The sequence below is a fragment of the Pseudomonas atagonensis genome, from assembly GCF_011369485.1.
In the GTDB taxonomy this organism is placed as follows: Bacteria; Pseudomonadota; Gammaproteobacteria; order Pseudomonadales; family Pseudomonadaceae; genus Aquipseudomonas; species Aquipseudomonas atagonensis.
In genome coordinates this window covers 1-15163 of sequence record NZ_VXCA01000044.1, presented here as the reverse complement: position 1 = coordinate 15163, position 15163 = coordinate 1, and the positions used below count along the sequence as shown (strand labels likewise).

Below are 15163 nucleotides of genomic sequence, written 5' to 3'. Positions count from 1 at the left end.
ATTTATTGATTAAGGCTGCCCGGCAGCACTGCGTTGAACATCATGTTGACGTTGCCGTAATACTTGCCCGGTTTATAAACTCCATCACCGGGTGGTTGCGGTGCTATCTCCAGCAAAACCCGCTGCCCTTGTTTCGCCTCATTGGCAGTCACTACTTCTGCGGCATTCGCCACACTCAGTAACTTGCCATTGAAACTGACCTGCAACGCAATATCGTCCGAGGCTATGCCATTGGATAAATAAGCAGCGCTATCGAGGCGCGCTTCAATCGCACCGCTTTCACTCTTGACGTCGAAATATTTACGCAAACTACCCAGGGTGGAGTTCGCCATATTCCACGGCAGTTTCTGTTCAAGATGAATCCAGCCGTTATCCGCCGGCAGCACATGAAATGCCGATGTCGGAATAGTCACCGAAACATCAAACTCCTGAACTTCCCGCGCAGCAAAAGCCAGATCAGCAGCAAGCAGCCATCCGCTCAGGAATATCCGAGTGGTCAATTCCCTGTTCATATTCAATGTCCCGCGAGTTGATAAACCAAGACTCAAGAAAACCGGTGATTAACCTTTCACCTGAATTTTTTTGGTCGTAGCGCCTTCGATTAACGTGAATGCATATTCGCGCCCGGCCTGCTTTTCGAAGCGAAATGAGCGACCGGCCAGAATGTGATGTTTGGTGGTGGGTTGGCAGCTCTTCTCATCACTGGTCGAGCAGTCCTTGAACTCATCGATGACCACAACACTGTTGCCGTTGTTGCGGATCTGGTATTGCCCGGCACTGTCGTCGATCACGCTGTCAAAACGCGTGTCCTTGGGCCGTACGAAAAACACCGTGCCATAGCCGGCCAATACCGTGACCCCGGCCGCCAGCGAAGCTTTGTAGGTGTCTCGTTCTTCGGCGGTGACAGCAAACTCGTCTTCCTTTTCCGGCACGACCGGCACGAAACGTACCCGGAAATAGCGCTCCTTGTCCCGCGCGCCCATGTACAACAGACGCGAGCCCTGCATGCCGTTGGCCGGCACGATCAAGCGGGCGGGGCTGGCCATCAAGCCATCGCGAACGGTTGCGCCTTCCTGCGCCTTTAGCGGCACCTCGGTGGCCTTGCCATCGGCGTCGTAGAGAATTTCGAGAATGTTGATCTTGATGAATGCGGTGCTTTCGCCGCCGTTGAACACGCGTTTCAGGTAAGTACTTTTATCGGCGTCCAGATAGTCATACACCACACCGACGTGTATTTGCGGTGCGGCTGAAATCATCTGGGAAAACATTAATAGTCCACCGAGCGCCCATGAGCGTTTCATAGCGTTAAACCTCACTATTTTCAAATAACTGATTGGGTCAGACTTCCGAATCCCAGATCACCGTTGCGGTGCCGGAGTAGGTACTGCCGGGGTGCTCATCGAGCATTTGCCTGACGGCTTCTTTCTGCACTTCGAAATGCAAGACGCCAGGTTTGCGATCAAGGTAGAACCTGGGCTGAAACTGCTCGGTACCGACGCCGTCCAGTTGCAAGGGTCGGCGGTTTACCGGATTTCCGGCAACATCAGTCAAACCACTGGGCAAACTGACCAGAATATCCAATGGCACTTGGTGATGATCCGGACTTTCCAGGCCACAGGTATTACCGATGTTTAACCCACACTCCAGGGTCATTTTGAAATTTGAAGAAACCCAGAGGTTAAACGTCTGATCACGAAACAAGCGTGTCGGTTTGCGAGTGTGTTGCAGCCATGCCTGCCAACCTCCTTCAGGAACCAACTCGACCTTATTGCCCCCCGGCGGAATCTCAACCTTTAAAACATGCTCAACATAGAGCTTGAAATTGAGCAGAATTTTATTGTCATCAGGAAACATCACATCGCCCATATCAAAGTCCATGGAGGGGCCGACGGTGTAGTGCATTTCTCCACTGTAGGTTCCGCTGGACATCCCTAACGGATTTGGCGTTCGAAGTTCGTAAGCGAAATCAATGTAGTCATAAGAGAAGTCCGCAATATCAAACAATGCCTGCTTGGCACACACGGCCTTATTGGGTGTCAGCCAGAATGACGCATAATGTTTGGGCCCCCAATCGCCAGAGTTGCTGATTCCGCAGGGCGGGGGTGGATACAACCAACTTGCCGAATCCCACAGCAGTCGGTGGGCTTCGGTCCATCTGTCTTCCTCAATGCCAACCAACTCACTGACGCTTCTACTGGTTCTCCATAAGGCACCGATTCCTGCTATTCGAACCTCCACGGTTTCCGTCTGTTGGTTCTCGAGATTAATAACCTGTAGCGACCGCCAGTTACCCGGCACCTTAAACATCGCCCCTTGGCGCGGATTACCATGATTAGCCTGAATCGGCGAGTTCGAAGAAAATTTTATCGGCAGTTGCAAACTGAATATCTTGAATGACTCGCACGCCCCCGGATATCTACTGCAGTAACCTTCATTGGCTGTCGTATTGAGAAACCTGTTTTCATGCGGCTTGGCAGGATCGGGACGAAACGTAGCGGTAATGTCCTTGACGAGTGCACTCGCGATCGTCGAACAACCCAGTAACGCTGCGAGCAATATCGAATGTGTAGTCAAACACTTCACTGTTCTAGACGCGTGCACGTTCGCTCCCCCGTTAAATCGCCACTTCGTTGTTTTCGACTGCACCGGCCAACGTATCCGGCGAACACCGCAAATCCCCGATCATCAACACATTGTTTTCAACCCGCGCCGCGTCCGGATCGAGTCGGAACTGGCAGAGCAACTGATTGCCCTGACGCACTTCCAGCGTCGGTGAGCCGGCATTCATTTCCATCGAGAAGAAACCGTCGACTTCGCTCACGCCACGGCTGGCGTGGTTGATGATGTGATGCCCTTTAAGCGGCTGCCCTTTGGGGTCAACCAGACGACCAAGCACAGTCAGGGTTTTCATCACGCGGATCTTGCGGTAGTCCACGCCACCCTTGTTCAGGTGGTAGGACGAGCGCGGCGGCTGGATGGTCGCAGCGGGGACATCGGTGCCTTCGAAGTCGAAACTCACGGAGCTGCTTTTGTAGGCAGTGATCGGCACAAAATTGCGCCCCGGACGCAACATCGCACTGCCGCCGCTGAGGTCGTCGGCGCGCAAGGCAATGTCCTGAATGTCCGACTCGACGTCGATGATCATCCCGGCGCCGTCCCGCGAGTACTGGCTGGTCATGACCATTTTTTGCGCGCCGATGGCCACGGTGCTGTTGAGGTTAAGGCCGCCGGTGAAGTTGTTGTTATAGGACGAACGCTGGAGGAATCCGTCGCCATTGACCTGATCGGTCTGCATCGACGCCATCGTCGACAGGCCTACCCCGTAGGTGTCGCCCAGCACCGTGGCGGAGACGTTTTGCAAAACGTGGTCCTTGAGGTCTTTGCGATAGGTGAGCGAGGCATTGTTGTCGCGCCCGCCTTCCCGGGCGGTGCGCGAGCCGATGCTGCCGGACAGTTGTTCACCGGGTGCGCCGAGGGCGATGCTCAGGCTCAGGTCTACGCCGCGATTACGGTCATCGCCCGAGCTGAAACTGCCCGGTCGATCGAACAGCGACAGACGCCAGTTGGCGTCACTGCCAAGCAACACGGTGCGCTGAGTCCAGCCCAGATCCAGGCCCATGCCTTCGGTGTTGCCTTCGCTGTGCGAGACCCGGGCGTTGAGCGAGGTTTTGCTGCTCAAGCGGTGGTTCAGGGACAACGAGGCGTTGCTGGTCTGGCCGACAAACACGTTGCGCTGACGGACCCGAGTGCCGTCGGGCAAGGTGTCGTAGAGGCGCTGGGTATCGAGCCAACTGCGGGTGTAATTGGCCATGACACTGCCGCTGCCGTAGGAGTACATGCCCTGCACGTCGGCGCCGGTGCCGTAATCCTCGGTCTGGTAAACGCTGGCATAGAGGCTGGCATTGTTGACCACCGCCCAGTCCACCGACGTGCCCAACTGCAGGCTGTCGCTGACCTGGCGCCCGGTCAGACCAAGGATCACCCGCGGGTGCAGGAGGTAGTTGAAGGCCGCCCCGGCCGTCATCTCGCCGTCGGCCTGATCGTCCCAGTTGCTCCACAATTTCGACTCGCGTCCGGCGAAGAGGTTGTAGCGCCAGCGCTCGTCATGGTTGCGCCAGTTGCTCGGCTTGTAGACCAGCTCCTGGGTGCTGGAGGTGATTTGGCCGTCCTCGATCAAACGCACCTCCACCTCGTAGATCCCGCCCGGCAAGGGCCGGGTGTCGAGGGTCTGCAACCCGGCGGGCATTGCCTGCGTGTTGATCAGCAGGCCGTCGCGGTAGATTTCCACCGATCCCTGACGATTGGCGGTGACGTAAATCGGGTACACCGCCGGTTTCGGGTTGTTGATGGCAAGGCTGTCGGAGCTGCCGTACATCACGCCGACCGCCGTGTCCGGGCTGGTGCCGAAGGTGCGCGGCTGGCGTGTCAGACCTTCGGCGTTCGGGGTGAAAAAGCCCAGGCGCAGGAAGTTGCCTTCGAGTTCGCGCTGGGAATACAGCTCGTAAACGGCGTGGTACAGCTCATTGTCCAGACCGCCCAGACGCGACAACTGCACGTTCACCGCTTGCGTCCAGTTGCCCAGGCTGCTGCTGGCTTCCAATCCGTAACGGCCGCCGAGATCCTGATCCTGGCCACCGTTCAGGTTGAGCTGATTGCGCAGGATCAAACCGCTGCTGCCGCCCTCGGGCAAGGCATAGAAACGCTGCGCCTGCGGATCGCGTTCGGCGTTTCGCGTCACGATCGACACCAGCGAGTTTTCAAGGTTGTAATGCACCGCCAGCATTTGCTCCGGGCAACTGCCCTGACAGGCGCCCAAAGCCACGCCGGGTTTCAGATAGTCACCCCAGACATCCCGTTCAGATGCGCTGAAGTTGCTGTCGGCGGTGTCGGTAAATTCCACCAGGGTTATTCGATCGTCACGTGACAATACGATCATCGCCTCCCCTAGAAAGGCCTGATCAAGTTCCACCCGCACTGCCAGTGGAACATCAAAGAAGTGCTCTTCGAACTCGGCCGGCAACCCTTTGGCCTGGGCAAGCAAACTGCGCGGCGTATGTGTTGTTGCATTTGGGGCTGCCACGGCACTGGCACATAAAAAAAGTGCTAGCGCCGCCGCGATGGGCGTCATCGGGAACATGTACTCAATACTCGATTGTTATAGGCACCAAACTCCGGTCGACCGACTGTTGTTGCCCGTCGACCGGAAACACTACTTGCCCATGACAGGCAGTAATCAACGAGCGCTTACGGGATACGCGGCAACGCGTCGAACATCACCACCGGGTTGGCGGTGTACAGGCCATATTGACCGTCGGTCGGTTTGGCAGCGCGGATGACCAAGTCGGTACGCATGCCGCCGTTGGACTCGCTATCGCCGACGACTTCCTGCGAAGCGCCGGTCAGTACTTTGCCGTTGAAGGTGTAAGTCAGCGCGATGGTATTCGAACCGTTGTAAAGCGGCTGCGGGCCACCTTCGACATACGCGCCGACCGCGCCGTTGGTGTGCTGGACGTCGTAGGTACCGGTCACCGGCGTCAACGTGCCCAGACCCAGTTGGTAGATCATCTGCTCGGCTTTACCGAATTGTGGATCGACTGGCCGGGCGTGAAACACTTTGCTCGGGATATCGGCAGTGATGTTGATGGTGGTCTTTTCCTCTTCTGCTGCGAAGGCAACCGAAGAACTCAGCGCCAGAATAGCCAGAGGGGTGGCAAGTACAAGTTGCTTGAACATGATTAACGTCCTGTCATTTCGTTGTGGGATTGGGCTGAAAGCCAATGACTCTTCACGCCATCACTGAAGAAGACCAGCTGCCTTCCGGACACGTAAGAAGTTGAACTTTCAACGCCGAGGAATAATTACCCAATCCCACCACAAAGTAAGCAGTCCGTTTCCTGCGAAGTTGTAGTAAAGCGCCCTTTTTAATTGCAAGAAAAATAGCATTTTTTTAATAATTCAAAACACCAACTGTCAGACCTTCCCTACATCAATCCTGTTTCAACTATTAAATTGAAACCGCGACTTCCGTAAGAAACTTACTACACACCCCGAATACAAAGGTTTAACTAAGCACATTAGAGTAATTAACCAAATAATACTTTTTCTGTATACCTGCTTATTTTTTCCGGCGAAAGAAAAGACAAGAATTTCGCCCTCACCGAGACCTTTTCCGGAGCCACTCCAGGCGCTTGCCTGCTGGATGACCGCTGGTCGATTGCACTTGCTCAGCGGTAAAGATATATCTTAAGTTGTATCTAAACACGACGAGAGAGAAAGCAAAAATGAGAGACCATCATTCCCACCACCGAGATTCACGCGACGACCGCGACGGCTTCGAGAAACGGCCCGGCCGCGAACGCGGCGGCCGCGGCCCGCGCGTCTTCGCCCCGGGCGATCTGAAATTGTTGCTGCTGGCGCTGATCGCCGAGCAGCCGTGTCACGGCTATGACCTGATCCGCCAGATCGAAACCATGTTCGACGGCGCCTACAGCCCAAGCCCCGGCGTGATCTACCCGACTCTGACGTTCCTTGAAGAAAGCGACCTGATCACCGGCGATGCCGAGGCTGGCAAAAAACGCTACAGCGTCACCGACGCCGGACGTTTATCCCTTAGCGAACAAGCTGTGGCGCTGGACGGCGTGCGCATGCGCATCGATGTCAGCAAGCGCTCGCTGCGCGGCCATGACCGTCCGCCGGAAATTCACGAGGCGGTGCACAACCTGCGCCATGCCCTGCAAATGCACCACGGTCGCTGGAGCGCAGAGGAAATCCTGCGTGTACGCGATCTGCTCAACGACACCGCCAAAGCCATCGTCGACGGCCCCGCCGTTCAATCTGCCCCGGAGAAAGCCGAATGACTGCAGTCGATAGCCAAACCATTCACCGCGTGATGCACGAAATCAAACGCCGCAAACTCGAAGTGCTGCGCGTGGTCGACCTGACCCCACGCATGCGCCGCATCACCCTCGGCGGGCCGGAACTGGCCGGGTTCATCAGCCTGGGCACGGACGATCACGTGAAGCTGCTGTTTCCGCAAAACGCCGAGCAAACCGCCGCGCTGGAGACCATGGTGCTCGGCGGCAAGAACGACGGCCCGACGCCCGAGATGCGCGACTACACCCCGCGCCGCTATGACCTCGACAAACTTGAGCTGGACATCGACTTCGTGCTGCACGGCGATGGCCCTGCTTCGACCTGGGCGGAGCAGGCCAAGCCCGGACAATTCCTGCACATCGGCGGCCCGCGCGGTTCGATGATCGTGCCGGACATCTTCGACAGCTATCTGCTGATCGGCGACGAAACCGCCCTTCCCGCCATCGCTCGACGCCTCGAAGGCCTGGCAGCCAATCGCAAGGCATTGGTGGTGATCGAAGTTGAGAACGGCAAGGAACAGCAAATGCTCGAGAGCGCGGCACAGGTCAATGTGATCTGGGTGCTGCGCGAGGGCGGCAAGGACAATCTGCTGACCACGGTGAAACAGCTGCAGGTGCCTAAAGGCAATCTGTATGCGTGGGTGGCGACGGAGACCAAGGTTTCACGGCAGATTCGCCGGGTGCTGATCGATGAGCACGGGCTGGATGAGCAACTGATCAAAGCGGTCGGCTACTGGCGCGCTGAAGAGGTTTGACACAGCCCCCCTGTTGTCGATGATTACCTGTGGCGAGGGGATTTATCCCCGTTGGGCTGCGAAGCGGCCCCAAAACATTCAATGAGTTGTATCAGGTAAACCGCAGTTGCAGATTTCAGGGCTGCTTCGCAGCCCAGCGGGGATAAATCCCCTCGCCACAAGTTTCTCACTGATCTGCAGATCGGGTTGCGCGCCAACGGTCCAGGCCAATCACCGCCAACCCAATCACCACAACCCCCACCAATATCCCCCCGGCATTGATGAACACCTGTGGATAACCCAGCATCGCCACATCAATGAACGGATACGCATACGCGCCCAGCAAATGCCCGCGCAGCAAGGCGTAGATGAAATACACCAGCGGATAAATCAGCCACAGCGGCAGGTGCCAGAGACGCAGGGTTCCCTTGGGTACGCACAACCACCAATAGCCGAGAAACAGCAGCGGCATCACGTCGTGCAGCAGTTCATCGGCGAGAAACTGCCAGCCTTCGGGGTGCCACAAATGCCGCAGCAAAATGCTGTAGGCGAGGCCGACCACGGCGATGCTCACCGCCACCCCGCTGCTCACCCACGGTTGCAGAAACCAGCCTCGTGCAGCGGACTCACGTCGCGTGACCGCGCACGTCAGCACCGTTGCCACCAGCGTGTTGGTCAGCACCGTGAAGTAACTGAAGAAACTCACCAGCCCGCCCAGCAGACTGGCGCCGACACTCAGGCGCGCGAAGAAAATCAGGTAAAGCTGGATACCCAGCCCGGCCCAGCCGAGCACGGCTGCACAGGTGATCAGGCGTCGCCGCAGGACGGCGTCCATTTCAGAGCGGTCGCTTGGTGCGCATCAGCTTCACGTACAGCCGTTCGACCTTCTCCCGCGCCCACGGGGTTTTGCGCAAAAACGTCAGGCTCGACTTGATGCTCGGATCGCTCTTGAAGCAGCGAATGTCGATGCGCTCGGCCAGCCCCGACCATTCGTAGTGGGTCACCAGTGCGTTGAGAATCTGTTCGAGGGTGACGCCGTGCAGTGGATCGGGGGATTGTTCGTTCATGCCAGGCCCTTGGGCGAAGTGAAAATGCAGAAGCCGCGCACCTTAGCCGAGGGGGTGAGCCGGTGGAAGGGCTTCCTTCAAATGTAGGTCAACCTGCAAAGATCGCAGCCGGCGACACGCCTCACAATGCGCCCGTTTGCCGCACTGTTACCGAATACGAAACGCTGCATGTTCACAAAAGGCCTTTGTCTTTTTGTAACAGATCATTATCCTGCCGCCCTTCTGCTGAATCGCTTCACTGCCTGCGACTTATTGAAGCACTCAGCGCGCTCCCGAAAAACACCCAAAAAAGACTTATCCATGCCCGATTTTTCCTTCTCCCGAGACAGCGCTATCTCAGCCCTGCGCCTGATTGGCGGCTGCACCGCCCTCAGCCTCGCCACCAGCGCTCAAGCCGCACCCGCGTTCGACAGCGAATCACCGTACATGCTCGGTGACTGGAACGGCACACGCACCGAACTCTCGGAAAAAGGCTACGACTTCAAACTCGATTACACCGGGGAAATGGGCAGCAACCTGCACGGTGGCTATGACCACGACCGCACTGCACGCTACAGCGATCAGTTCGGCCTCGGCACGCACCTGGATCTGCAAAAGATCCTCGGTTGGGACGACGCCGAGTTTCAACTGACCATCACCAAGCGCAGCGGCAACAACATCAGCAACGATCGCATCAACGATCCGCGCGTCGGTGGTTTCACCTCGGCCCAGGAAGTCTGGGGCCGTGGCCAGACCACGCGCCTGACACAGATGTGGTACCAGCAGAAATTCTTCGATCAGAAACTTGATATCAAGGTCGGCCGCTTCGGCGAAGGCGAAGACTTCAACAGCTTCCCGTGCGACTTCCAGAACCTGGCCTTCTGCGGCTCGCAGGTCGGCAACTGGGTCGGCGGCATCTGGTACAACTGGCCGGTCAGCCAATGGGCGCTGCGTGTCAAATATCACCTGACCCCAGAGCTGTACGCACAGGTCGGCGCCTATGAGCAGAACCCGTCGAACCTCGATCGCGGCAACGGCTTCAAACTCAGCGGCAGCGGCACCCAGGGCGCGATCCTGCCGATCGAACTGGTGTGGACGCCGAAACTCAACGGCCTGCCAGGCGAATACCGCGCCGGTTACTACTACAGCAACGCCAAGGCCACCGATGCTTATAAAGATCAGAACGGCCAACCGGCAGCGTTGAGCGGTGAAGCCTATCGCAGCGCCTCCAGCAAACACGGCGTGTGGCTGGGTATTCAGCAGCAAATCACCAGCGTCGCCAGCGACAACTCGCGTGGTCTGAGCGTATTCGCCAACGGCACGATGCACGACAAGAAAACCAACGCCATCGACAACTACGTGCAGGCCGGCGTGACCTACAAAGGCCCGTTCGACGCCCGCGCCAAAGACGACATCGGTTTTGCCCTGGCCCGCGTGCACGTCAACCCGGCCTACCGCAAAAACGCCGAAGCGACCAATCAGACCCACGCTGTTTACGACTACGACGATCCATCGTTTCTGCCGCCACAAGACACCGAATACAGCGCCGAACTGTATTACGGCGTGCACGTGACGAACTGGCTGACCGTGCGCCCGAACCTGCAATACATCCGCCACCCGGGCGGCGTGGACAAGGTCGACGACGCGCTGATCGCGGGGATCAAGATCCAGTCCTCGTTCTAAACAACACCGCTGCTCTCCTGTGGGAGGGGGCTTGCTCCCGAATGCGTCGTGTCAGCCAACACACCAGCTATCTGACACAGCGCTTTCGGGAGCAAGCCCCCTCCCACAAATGAAATTCGTTAGCTAGACAAGTTTTTATCTGAACCATGCCCGTGCCAAATCGTCATCTACAGTGACTACAGCGCGGGACTACATAAACGTCACGGAGAATCACACTATGAGCACCGAAAGTGCTTCGAGTCGGGGCCGTCTGCTACCGAGCCTGCTCGGCATTCTGCTTCTACTGATGGGCCTGGCCATGCTGGCCGGAGGGGTCAAGCTGAGCATGCTCGGCGGCTCGCTGTACTACCTGCTGGCCGGTATCGGCATCACGCTGACCGGCATTCTGATGCTGATGCGCCGTCGCGCGGCGCTGGGCCTGTACGCCATCGTACTGTTCGCCAGCACCGTCTGGGCGCTGTGGGAAGTCGGTCTGGACTGGTGGCAACTGGTGCCGCGTCTGGCTCTGTGGTTTGTCCTCGGCTTCGTGATGCTGCTGCCGTGGTTCCGTCGTCCACTGCTGCTCAATGGCCCTGCGCCGATGGGCACTGGCGGCTTGACCGTGGCTGTGGTTCTGGCCGGCGTCACTGCCCTGGCCAGCCTGTTCACCCACCCGGGCGAAACCTTCGGCGAACTGGGCCGCGACACCGCGGACATGACCAGCACTGCGCCAGCCATGCCCGATGGCGACTGGCAGGCCTACGGCCGCAGCGAGTTCGGTGACCGTTACTCGCCGCTGAAGCAGATCACCCCGGCCAACGTCGGCAAGCTGCAAGAAGCCTGGCGCATCCAGACCGGCGACCTGCCAACGGCGGATGATCCGGTCGAGCTGACCAACGAAAACACCCCGCTCAAAGCCAACGGCATGATCTACGCCTGCACCGCGCACAGCAAAGTGCTCGCGCTGGATCCGGACACTGGCAAGGAACTGTGGCGCTTCGACCCGCAGATCAAGAGCCCGGTCGGCTTCAAAGGCTTCGCGCACATGACCTGCCGTGGCGTGTCGTACTACGACGAAGCTGCGTATGCCAAAACTGAAAACGCTGCTTCCGCAGTGATTTCCGAAGCCGGTAAAGCCGTTGCTCAGGCTTGCCCGCGTCGCCTGTACCTGCCAACCGCTGATGCGCGCCTGATCGCCCTGAACGCCGACACCGGCAAGATCTGCGAAGGCTTCGGCAAAAACGGTGTGGTTGACCTGACCCAAGGCATCGGCCCGTTCACCGCCGGTGGTTACTACTCCACCTCGCCAGCGGCGATTACCCGTGATCTGGTGATCATGGGCGGTCACGTTACCGACAACGAGTCGACCAACGAGCCATCGGGCGTGATCCGCGCCTTCGACGTGCGCGACGGCCACCTCGTGTGGAACTGGGACAGCGACAAGCCAGACGCCACCGAGCCTCTGGCACCGGGCGAAACCTACAGCCGCAACTCGGCCAACATGTGGTCGCTGGCCAGCGTCGACGAAAAACTCGGCATGGTTTACCTGCCACTGGGCAACCAGACTCCAGACCAGTGGGGCGCTGACCGCACCCCGGGCGCCGAGAAATTCAGCGCCGGTGTCGTTGCTCTGGATCTGGCCACCGGTAAAGTGCGCTGGAACTACCAGTTCACCCACCACGACCTGTGGGACATGGACGTTGGCAGCCAGCCAACCCTGCTCGACATGAAAACCGCCGACGGCGTGAAACCTGCGCTGATCGCCCCGACCAAACAGGGCAGCCTGTACGTCCTCGACCGTCGTGACGGCACGCCGATCATCCCGATCCGCGAAATCCCGGTACCGCAAGGCGCCGTGAAAGGCGACCACACCGCACCGACCCAGGCCCGTTCGGACCTCAACCTGCTGGCCCCGGAACTGACCGAAAAAGCCATGTGGGGCGCGAGCCCGTTCGACCAGATGCTGTGCCGCATCCAGTTCAAGGAACTGCGTTACGAAGGCCAATACACGCCTCCGTCGGAACAGGGCAGCCTGATCTACCCGGGTAACGTCGGCGTGTTCAACTGGGGCGGCGTGTCGGTCGATCCGGTTCGCCAGATGCTGTTCACCAGCCCGAACTACATGGCCTTCGTCTCGAAAATGGTGCCACGCGAGAAAGTCGCGGCCGGCAGCAAACGCGAGAGCGAAACCGCTGGCGTGCAACCGAACACCGGCGCGCCTTACGCGGTGATCATGCACCCGTTCATGTCGCCATTCGGCGTACCGTGCCAGGCCCCGGCCTGGGGCTACGTCGCCGGTATCGACCTGACCACCGGCAAAGTCGTGTGGAAACACAAAAACGGCACCAGCCGCGACAGCTCGCCCATCCCGATCGGCTTCACCCTGGGCGTCCCAAGCATGGGCGGCTCGATGGTGACCGCTGGCGGCGTCGGCTTCCTCAGCGGCACCCTCGACCAGTACCTGCGCGCGTACGACGTCAACTCCGGTAAAGAGCTGTGGAAATCGCGTCTGCCAGCAGGTGGCCAAGCGACGCCGATGACTTACACCGGCAAGGACGGCAAGCAATACGTCCTGCTGGTTGTCGGCGGCCACGGTTCGCTGGGCACCAAAATGGGTGACTACGTGATTGCGTACAAACTGCCGGAATAAGTTTTAGCGGCGGTAAAGAGAAAGGCGATGCCCTGTGAGGGGTGTCGCCTTTTTTTGCGTCCGGGTCTATGACAACACTAAAAATCTGTGGGAACGAGCGACAAAATCTTTCGCTCATTTTCGCTTGATACAACCATGCTGATGGTGTGTCGCTTGGGACCGTAATCCGTGCCCATACTCACGTCTAATGGCAAGTCGCCTAGGCTCACGAGTAATGGCATAATGCCCCGCATAGTTCCAAGGAATAGCGCATCAGAACCTTTAAATTTTCGTATTTTTTCATCTCTCCCTAACTACGGATATACCCCAATCAAGGACGTCACATGCGCTTGCACTCAATCCCTAACACAGTCGTGCTACTTACAATAATTCTCTTATTGTTTATTTCTTGTTGTGCTTCGACCTATTTCGGCCTGAATCATGCATTATTTGAGCTCACCGAGAATCAAATCATGTACCTATACTCTACATCTGCTCAGGTACTAGCGGCTGTCTACGGTTTAACCCTCACGGGGTATATCTTTTTGCGTGGTGACTTGAACCGCGAAGCACGAAGCGACGAAACTCGAGCCAAATCCATTGAGAAACTAGAGGGTAGATACTTCTGGCAACTGGCAGTGATTACCGCTCTCGTGATGTTTACGATCCTTCTAACAAATCTAGTTATTGCACAGGAAAACTCAAAAAACACCGAACCCCTCACGTACCTTATGAATTTCAGCCAGTCTTTCTTTGCTATTTCTTTTGTAGCCATTGCTTTCTTTGTTGTAGATATTGTCGGACCCGGCAATATCCAAGCTGCGAGCCAAGCCCTTCAAGACAAAATCGATCCCGAACACAACGTAAAAACAATGCAAGGAGACTTGTCAGAGTTTCTCAAATCTTATAACAACATAGAATCTATTTTAAACACAAAAACCAACATCCCCGTTCTTACGACTGACTTTTCTAACAAAAAATACAACAAACACACTTCAAATACCCGGCTTGCTGAGATCCTGTTACGCAGGGAAAAAATCAATAATGAATTATTTTCTCGCCTAAAAAACTTGATCACCTTGAGAAACGCTATAATCCATGGAGCAGACCCATCAGTAAGCCAACATATGGTCGACGAATCCAAATCAATTCTTGAGGAGCTTAATAAGTCCTTGGACAATGTGGATCAGATGCACTCCGAAACCGATAACAGCGTAGTAGCCCCCTAGTTCTGAGCCAAGTTAAATCTGGCGTTTAACTAGATATTTTTGCGAAGGATAACGCTCCAATATTCAAAATTCTCTTAAATGAAAGTGCCCGATCGAAAGCGAGCTGGCCCTCACTGTAGATCGTGCATTGCAGACGAAGGCATTTTTGACGTTTTTTCCAACGGGGTGGGTTGGTCGTGCCTCGGAATTCGGGTGGATAAGCTCTCGAAGTCGCTTCAAATTCGGCGACCGGGCATCTCGGCCCGTGTAGCCCATTCGATTTGATGCATAATCGCTGACCCAAACTGGAGCGCTCTGGCTCTATTCGTTTGGTTTGAAGATGGTTGTGCGGAGAATGCCTTCGGGCATGCCGATACTGGCGAATGGCTAAGTACGCGAACCTGTGTGCAGCTACCACCCGTTATCGCGTCGCGGTGATGTTTACACCATGAAAAAGCCAACACCAAACCCGCCAGAAACAGACGACACCTCGTCCTACGAATCCGCCGATTCAAAGAAGCTCCACGACACCGCCGAGCGCGCCCTCGACCACCATTTCAATCCCATTCCAAAAAAATGCCCTGGCCGCCGACCGAGCCAGATGTTTCAGATCTCCCCGGACATGGACGATGAAACTCTGTTGGCCCATGCCTGTGAGTCTTTGGCCACCGCCAGTGTCATGGCCAGTGATGTAGCGGCTTTTGTCGATACGCCGCAGCGGCATCGGATCCTGGGGATTCAGCAGGTGATCATGCTGGCGGAACTGGCGGTGAATCGGGTGCTGGATAATGTCGAGGTCAGTCGATATCCGGCGTAAATTCGGATGAGGTCTCTGCGGGAGTCAGGCTTGTGGTGGGTCAATCAGGACGCTGCCCTCACCCTAGCCCTCTCCCGGAGGGAGAGGGGACTGACCGCGTTGTTTGGGAGAGGTACGCCGACGTGAGATACCGAGTCGCACTCAAGTTCTAAAGCCCTAATTGGCTCCCTCCTCGCACCACCACCACCACCACCA

The 15163-nt window shown here is 57.1% G+C and carries 13 protein-coding genes; 6 read left to right on the top strand and 7 right to left on the bottom strand.

The features are described from left to right. Nucleotides 1-2 precede the first annotated feature (2 nt). From F2P67_RS25780 to F2P67_RS25760, 5 genes are all read right to left on the bottom strand, one after another. On the bottom strand, nucleotides 3-512 hold the full coding sequence (locus F2P67_RS25780) for a CS1 type fimbrial major subunit (protein WP_166225546.1): 510 nt from the start codon (nucleotides 510-512) through the stop codon (nucleotides 3-5). Between the two features lie 48 nt (nucleotides 513-560). Further along, a complete protein-coding gene (locus F2P67_RS25775; protein ID WP_166225543.1) occupies nucleotides 561-1301 on the bottom strand; it encodes a molecular chaperone in 741 nt (246 codons plus the stop codon). Nucleotides 1302-1338: 37 nt separating this feature from the next. Further along, complete coding sequence (locus tag F2P67_RS25770; RefSeq protein ID WP_166225540.1) at nucleotides 1339-2574, bottom strand: hypothetical protein; 1236 nt, start codon at nucleotides 2572-2574, stop codon at nucleotides 1339-1341. Nucleotides 2575-2614: 40 nt separating this feature from the next. Further along, on the bottom strand, nucleotides 2615-5137 hold the full coding sequence (locus F2P67_RS25765) for a CS1-pili formation C-terminal domain-containing protein (RefSeq protein WP_166225537.1): 2523 nt from the start codon (nucleotides 5135-5137) through the stop codon (nucleotides 2615-2617). 107 nt (nucleotides 5138-5244) lie between these two features. Continuing rightward, complete coding sequence (locus F2P67_RS25760; protein WP_166225534.1) at nucleotides 5245-5733, bottom strand: CS1 type fimbrial major subunit; 489 nt, start codon at nucleotides 5731-5733, stop codon at nucleotides 5245-5247. Nucleotides 5734-6281: 548 nt separating this feature from the next. On the opposite strand from F2P67_RS25760, the gene F2P67_RS25755 reads away from it, so the two are divergent. Together F2P67_RS25755 and F2P67_RS25750 are read left to right on the top strand one after the other, a co-directional pair. Then, nucleotides 6282-6857, top strand: a complete 576-nt coding sequence (locus F2P67_RS25755) for a PadR family transcriptional regulator (RefSeq protein ID WP_166225531.1) — start codon at nucleotides 6282-6284, stop codon at nucleotides 6855-6857. Then, nucleotides 6854-7627: a siderophore-interacting protein gene (locus F2P67_RS25750; protein ID WP_166225528.1), complete on the top strand. Its 774-nt coding sequence runs from the start codon at nucleotides 6854-6856 to the stop codon at nucleotides 7625-7627. The genes F2P67_RS25755 and F2P67_RS25750 overlap by 4 nt, the downstream gene beginning before the upstream one ends. A 166-nt stretch (nucleotides 7628-7793) precedes the next feature. Here the strand turns inward: F2P67_RS25750 and F2P67_RS25745 are convergent, their stop codons facing one another. After that, nucleotides 7794-8441, bottom strand: coding sequence for a Pr6Pr family membrane protein (locus F2P67_RS25745; protein ID WP_166225525.1), 648 nt, complete (start codon nucleotides 8439-8441; stop codon nucleotides 7794-7796). 1 nt (nucleotide 8442) lies between these two features. Then, complete coding sequence (locus F2P67_RS25740; RefSeq protein WP_016773359.1) at nucleotides 8443-8673, bottom strand: VF530 family protein; 231 nt, start codon at nucleotides 8671-8673, stop codon at nucleotides 8443-8445. A gap of 300 nt (nucleotides 8674-8973) precedes the next feature. Between F2P67_RS25740 and F2P67_RS25735 the strand changes: the two genes are divergently transcribed. The 4 genes from F2P67_RS25735 to F2P67_RS25720 all read left to right on the top strand — a co-directional run bounded on the left by F2P67_RS25735 (nucleotide 8974) and on the right by F2P67_RS25720 (nucleotide 14968). After that, on the top strand, nucleotides 8974-10335 hold the full coding sequence (locus F2P67_RS25735) for a carbohydrate porin (protein WP_166225522.1): 1362 nt from the start codon (nucleotides 8974-8976) through the stop codon (nucleotides 10333-10335). Between the two features lie 217 nt (nucleotides 10336-10552). Continuing rightward, nucleotides 10553-12964 (top strand): glucose/quinate/shikimate family membrane-bound PQQ-dependent dehydrogenase, encoded by a 2412-nt coding sequence (locus tag F2P67_RS25730; RefSeq protein WP_166225519.1) that lies wholly within the window; start codon nucleotides 10553-10555, stop codon nucleotides 12962-12964. A 323-nt stretch (nucleotides 12965-13287) separates the two neighbouring features. Next, a complete protein-coding gene (locus F2P67_RS25725) occupies nucleotides 13288-14172 on the top strand; it encodes a hypothetical protein (protein WP_166225516.1) in 885 nt (294 codons plus the stop codon). 427 nt (nucleotides 14173-14599) lie between these two features. Continuing rightward, the gene (locus F2P67_RS25720; RefSeq protein WP_166225513.1) at nucleotides 14600-14968 is read left to right on the top strand and encodes a DUF6124 family protein; all 369 of its coding nucleotides are present in this window, start codon (nucleotides 14600-14602) and stop codon (nucleotides 14966-14968) included. Nucleotides 14969-15163: the final 195 nt, after the last annotated feature.

Excerpts from the sequence above, each read along its gene's own strand:
- F2P67_RS25780 (WP_166225546.1), bottom strand. The coding sequence starts at position 512 with ATGAACAGGGAATTGACCACTCGGATATTCCTGAGCGGATGGCTGCTT.
- F2P67_RS25775 (WP_166225543.1), bottom strand. The coding sequence starts at position 1,301 with ATGAAACGCTCATGGGCGCTCGGTGGACTATTAATGTTTTCCCAGATG.
- F2P67_RS25765 (WP_166225537.1), bottom strand. The coding sequence starts at position 5,137 with ATGTTCCCGATGACGCCCATCGCGGCGGCGCTAGCACTTTTTTTATGT.
- F2P67_RS25760 (WP_166225534.1), bottom strand. The coding sequence starts at position 5,733 with ATGTTCAAGCAACTTGTACTTGCCACCCCTCTGGCTATTCTGGCGCTG.
- F2P67_RS25755 (WP_166225531.1), top strand. The coding sequence starts at position 6,282 with ATGAGAGACCATCATTCCCACCACCGAGATTCACGCGACGACCGCGAC.
- F2P67_RS25750 (WP_166225528.1), top strand. The coding sequence starts at position 6,854 with ATGACTGCAGTCGATAGCCAAACCATTCACCGCGTGATGCACGAAATC.
- F2P67_RS25745 (WP_166225525.1), bottom strand. The coding sequence starts at position 8,441 with ATGGACGCCGTCCTGCGGCGACGCCTGATCACCTGTGCAGCCGTGCTC.
- F2P67_RS25740 (WP_016773359.1), bottom strand. The coding sequence starts at position 8,673 with ATGAACGAACAATCCCCCGATCCACTGCACGGCGTCACCCTCGAACAG.
- F2P67_RS25735 (WP_166225522.1), top strand. The coding sequence starts at position 8,974 with ATGCCCGATTTTTCCTTCTCCCGAGACAGCGCTATCTCAGCCCTGCGC.
- F2P67_RS25730 (WP_166225519.1), top strand. The coding sequence starts at position 10,553 with ATGAGCACCGAAAGTGCTTCGAGTCGGGGCCGTCTGCTACCGAGCCTG.
- F2P67_RS25725 (WP_166225516.1), top strand. The coding sequence starts at position 13,288 with ATGCGCTTGCACTCAATCCCTAACACAGTCGTGCTACTTACAATAATT.
- F2P67_RS25720 (WP_166225513.1), top strand. The coding sequence starts at position 14,600 with ATGAAAAAGCCAACACCAAACCCGCCAGAAACAGACGACACCTCGTCC.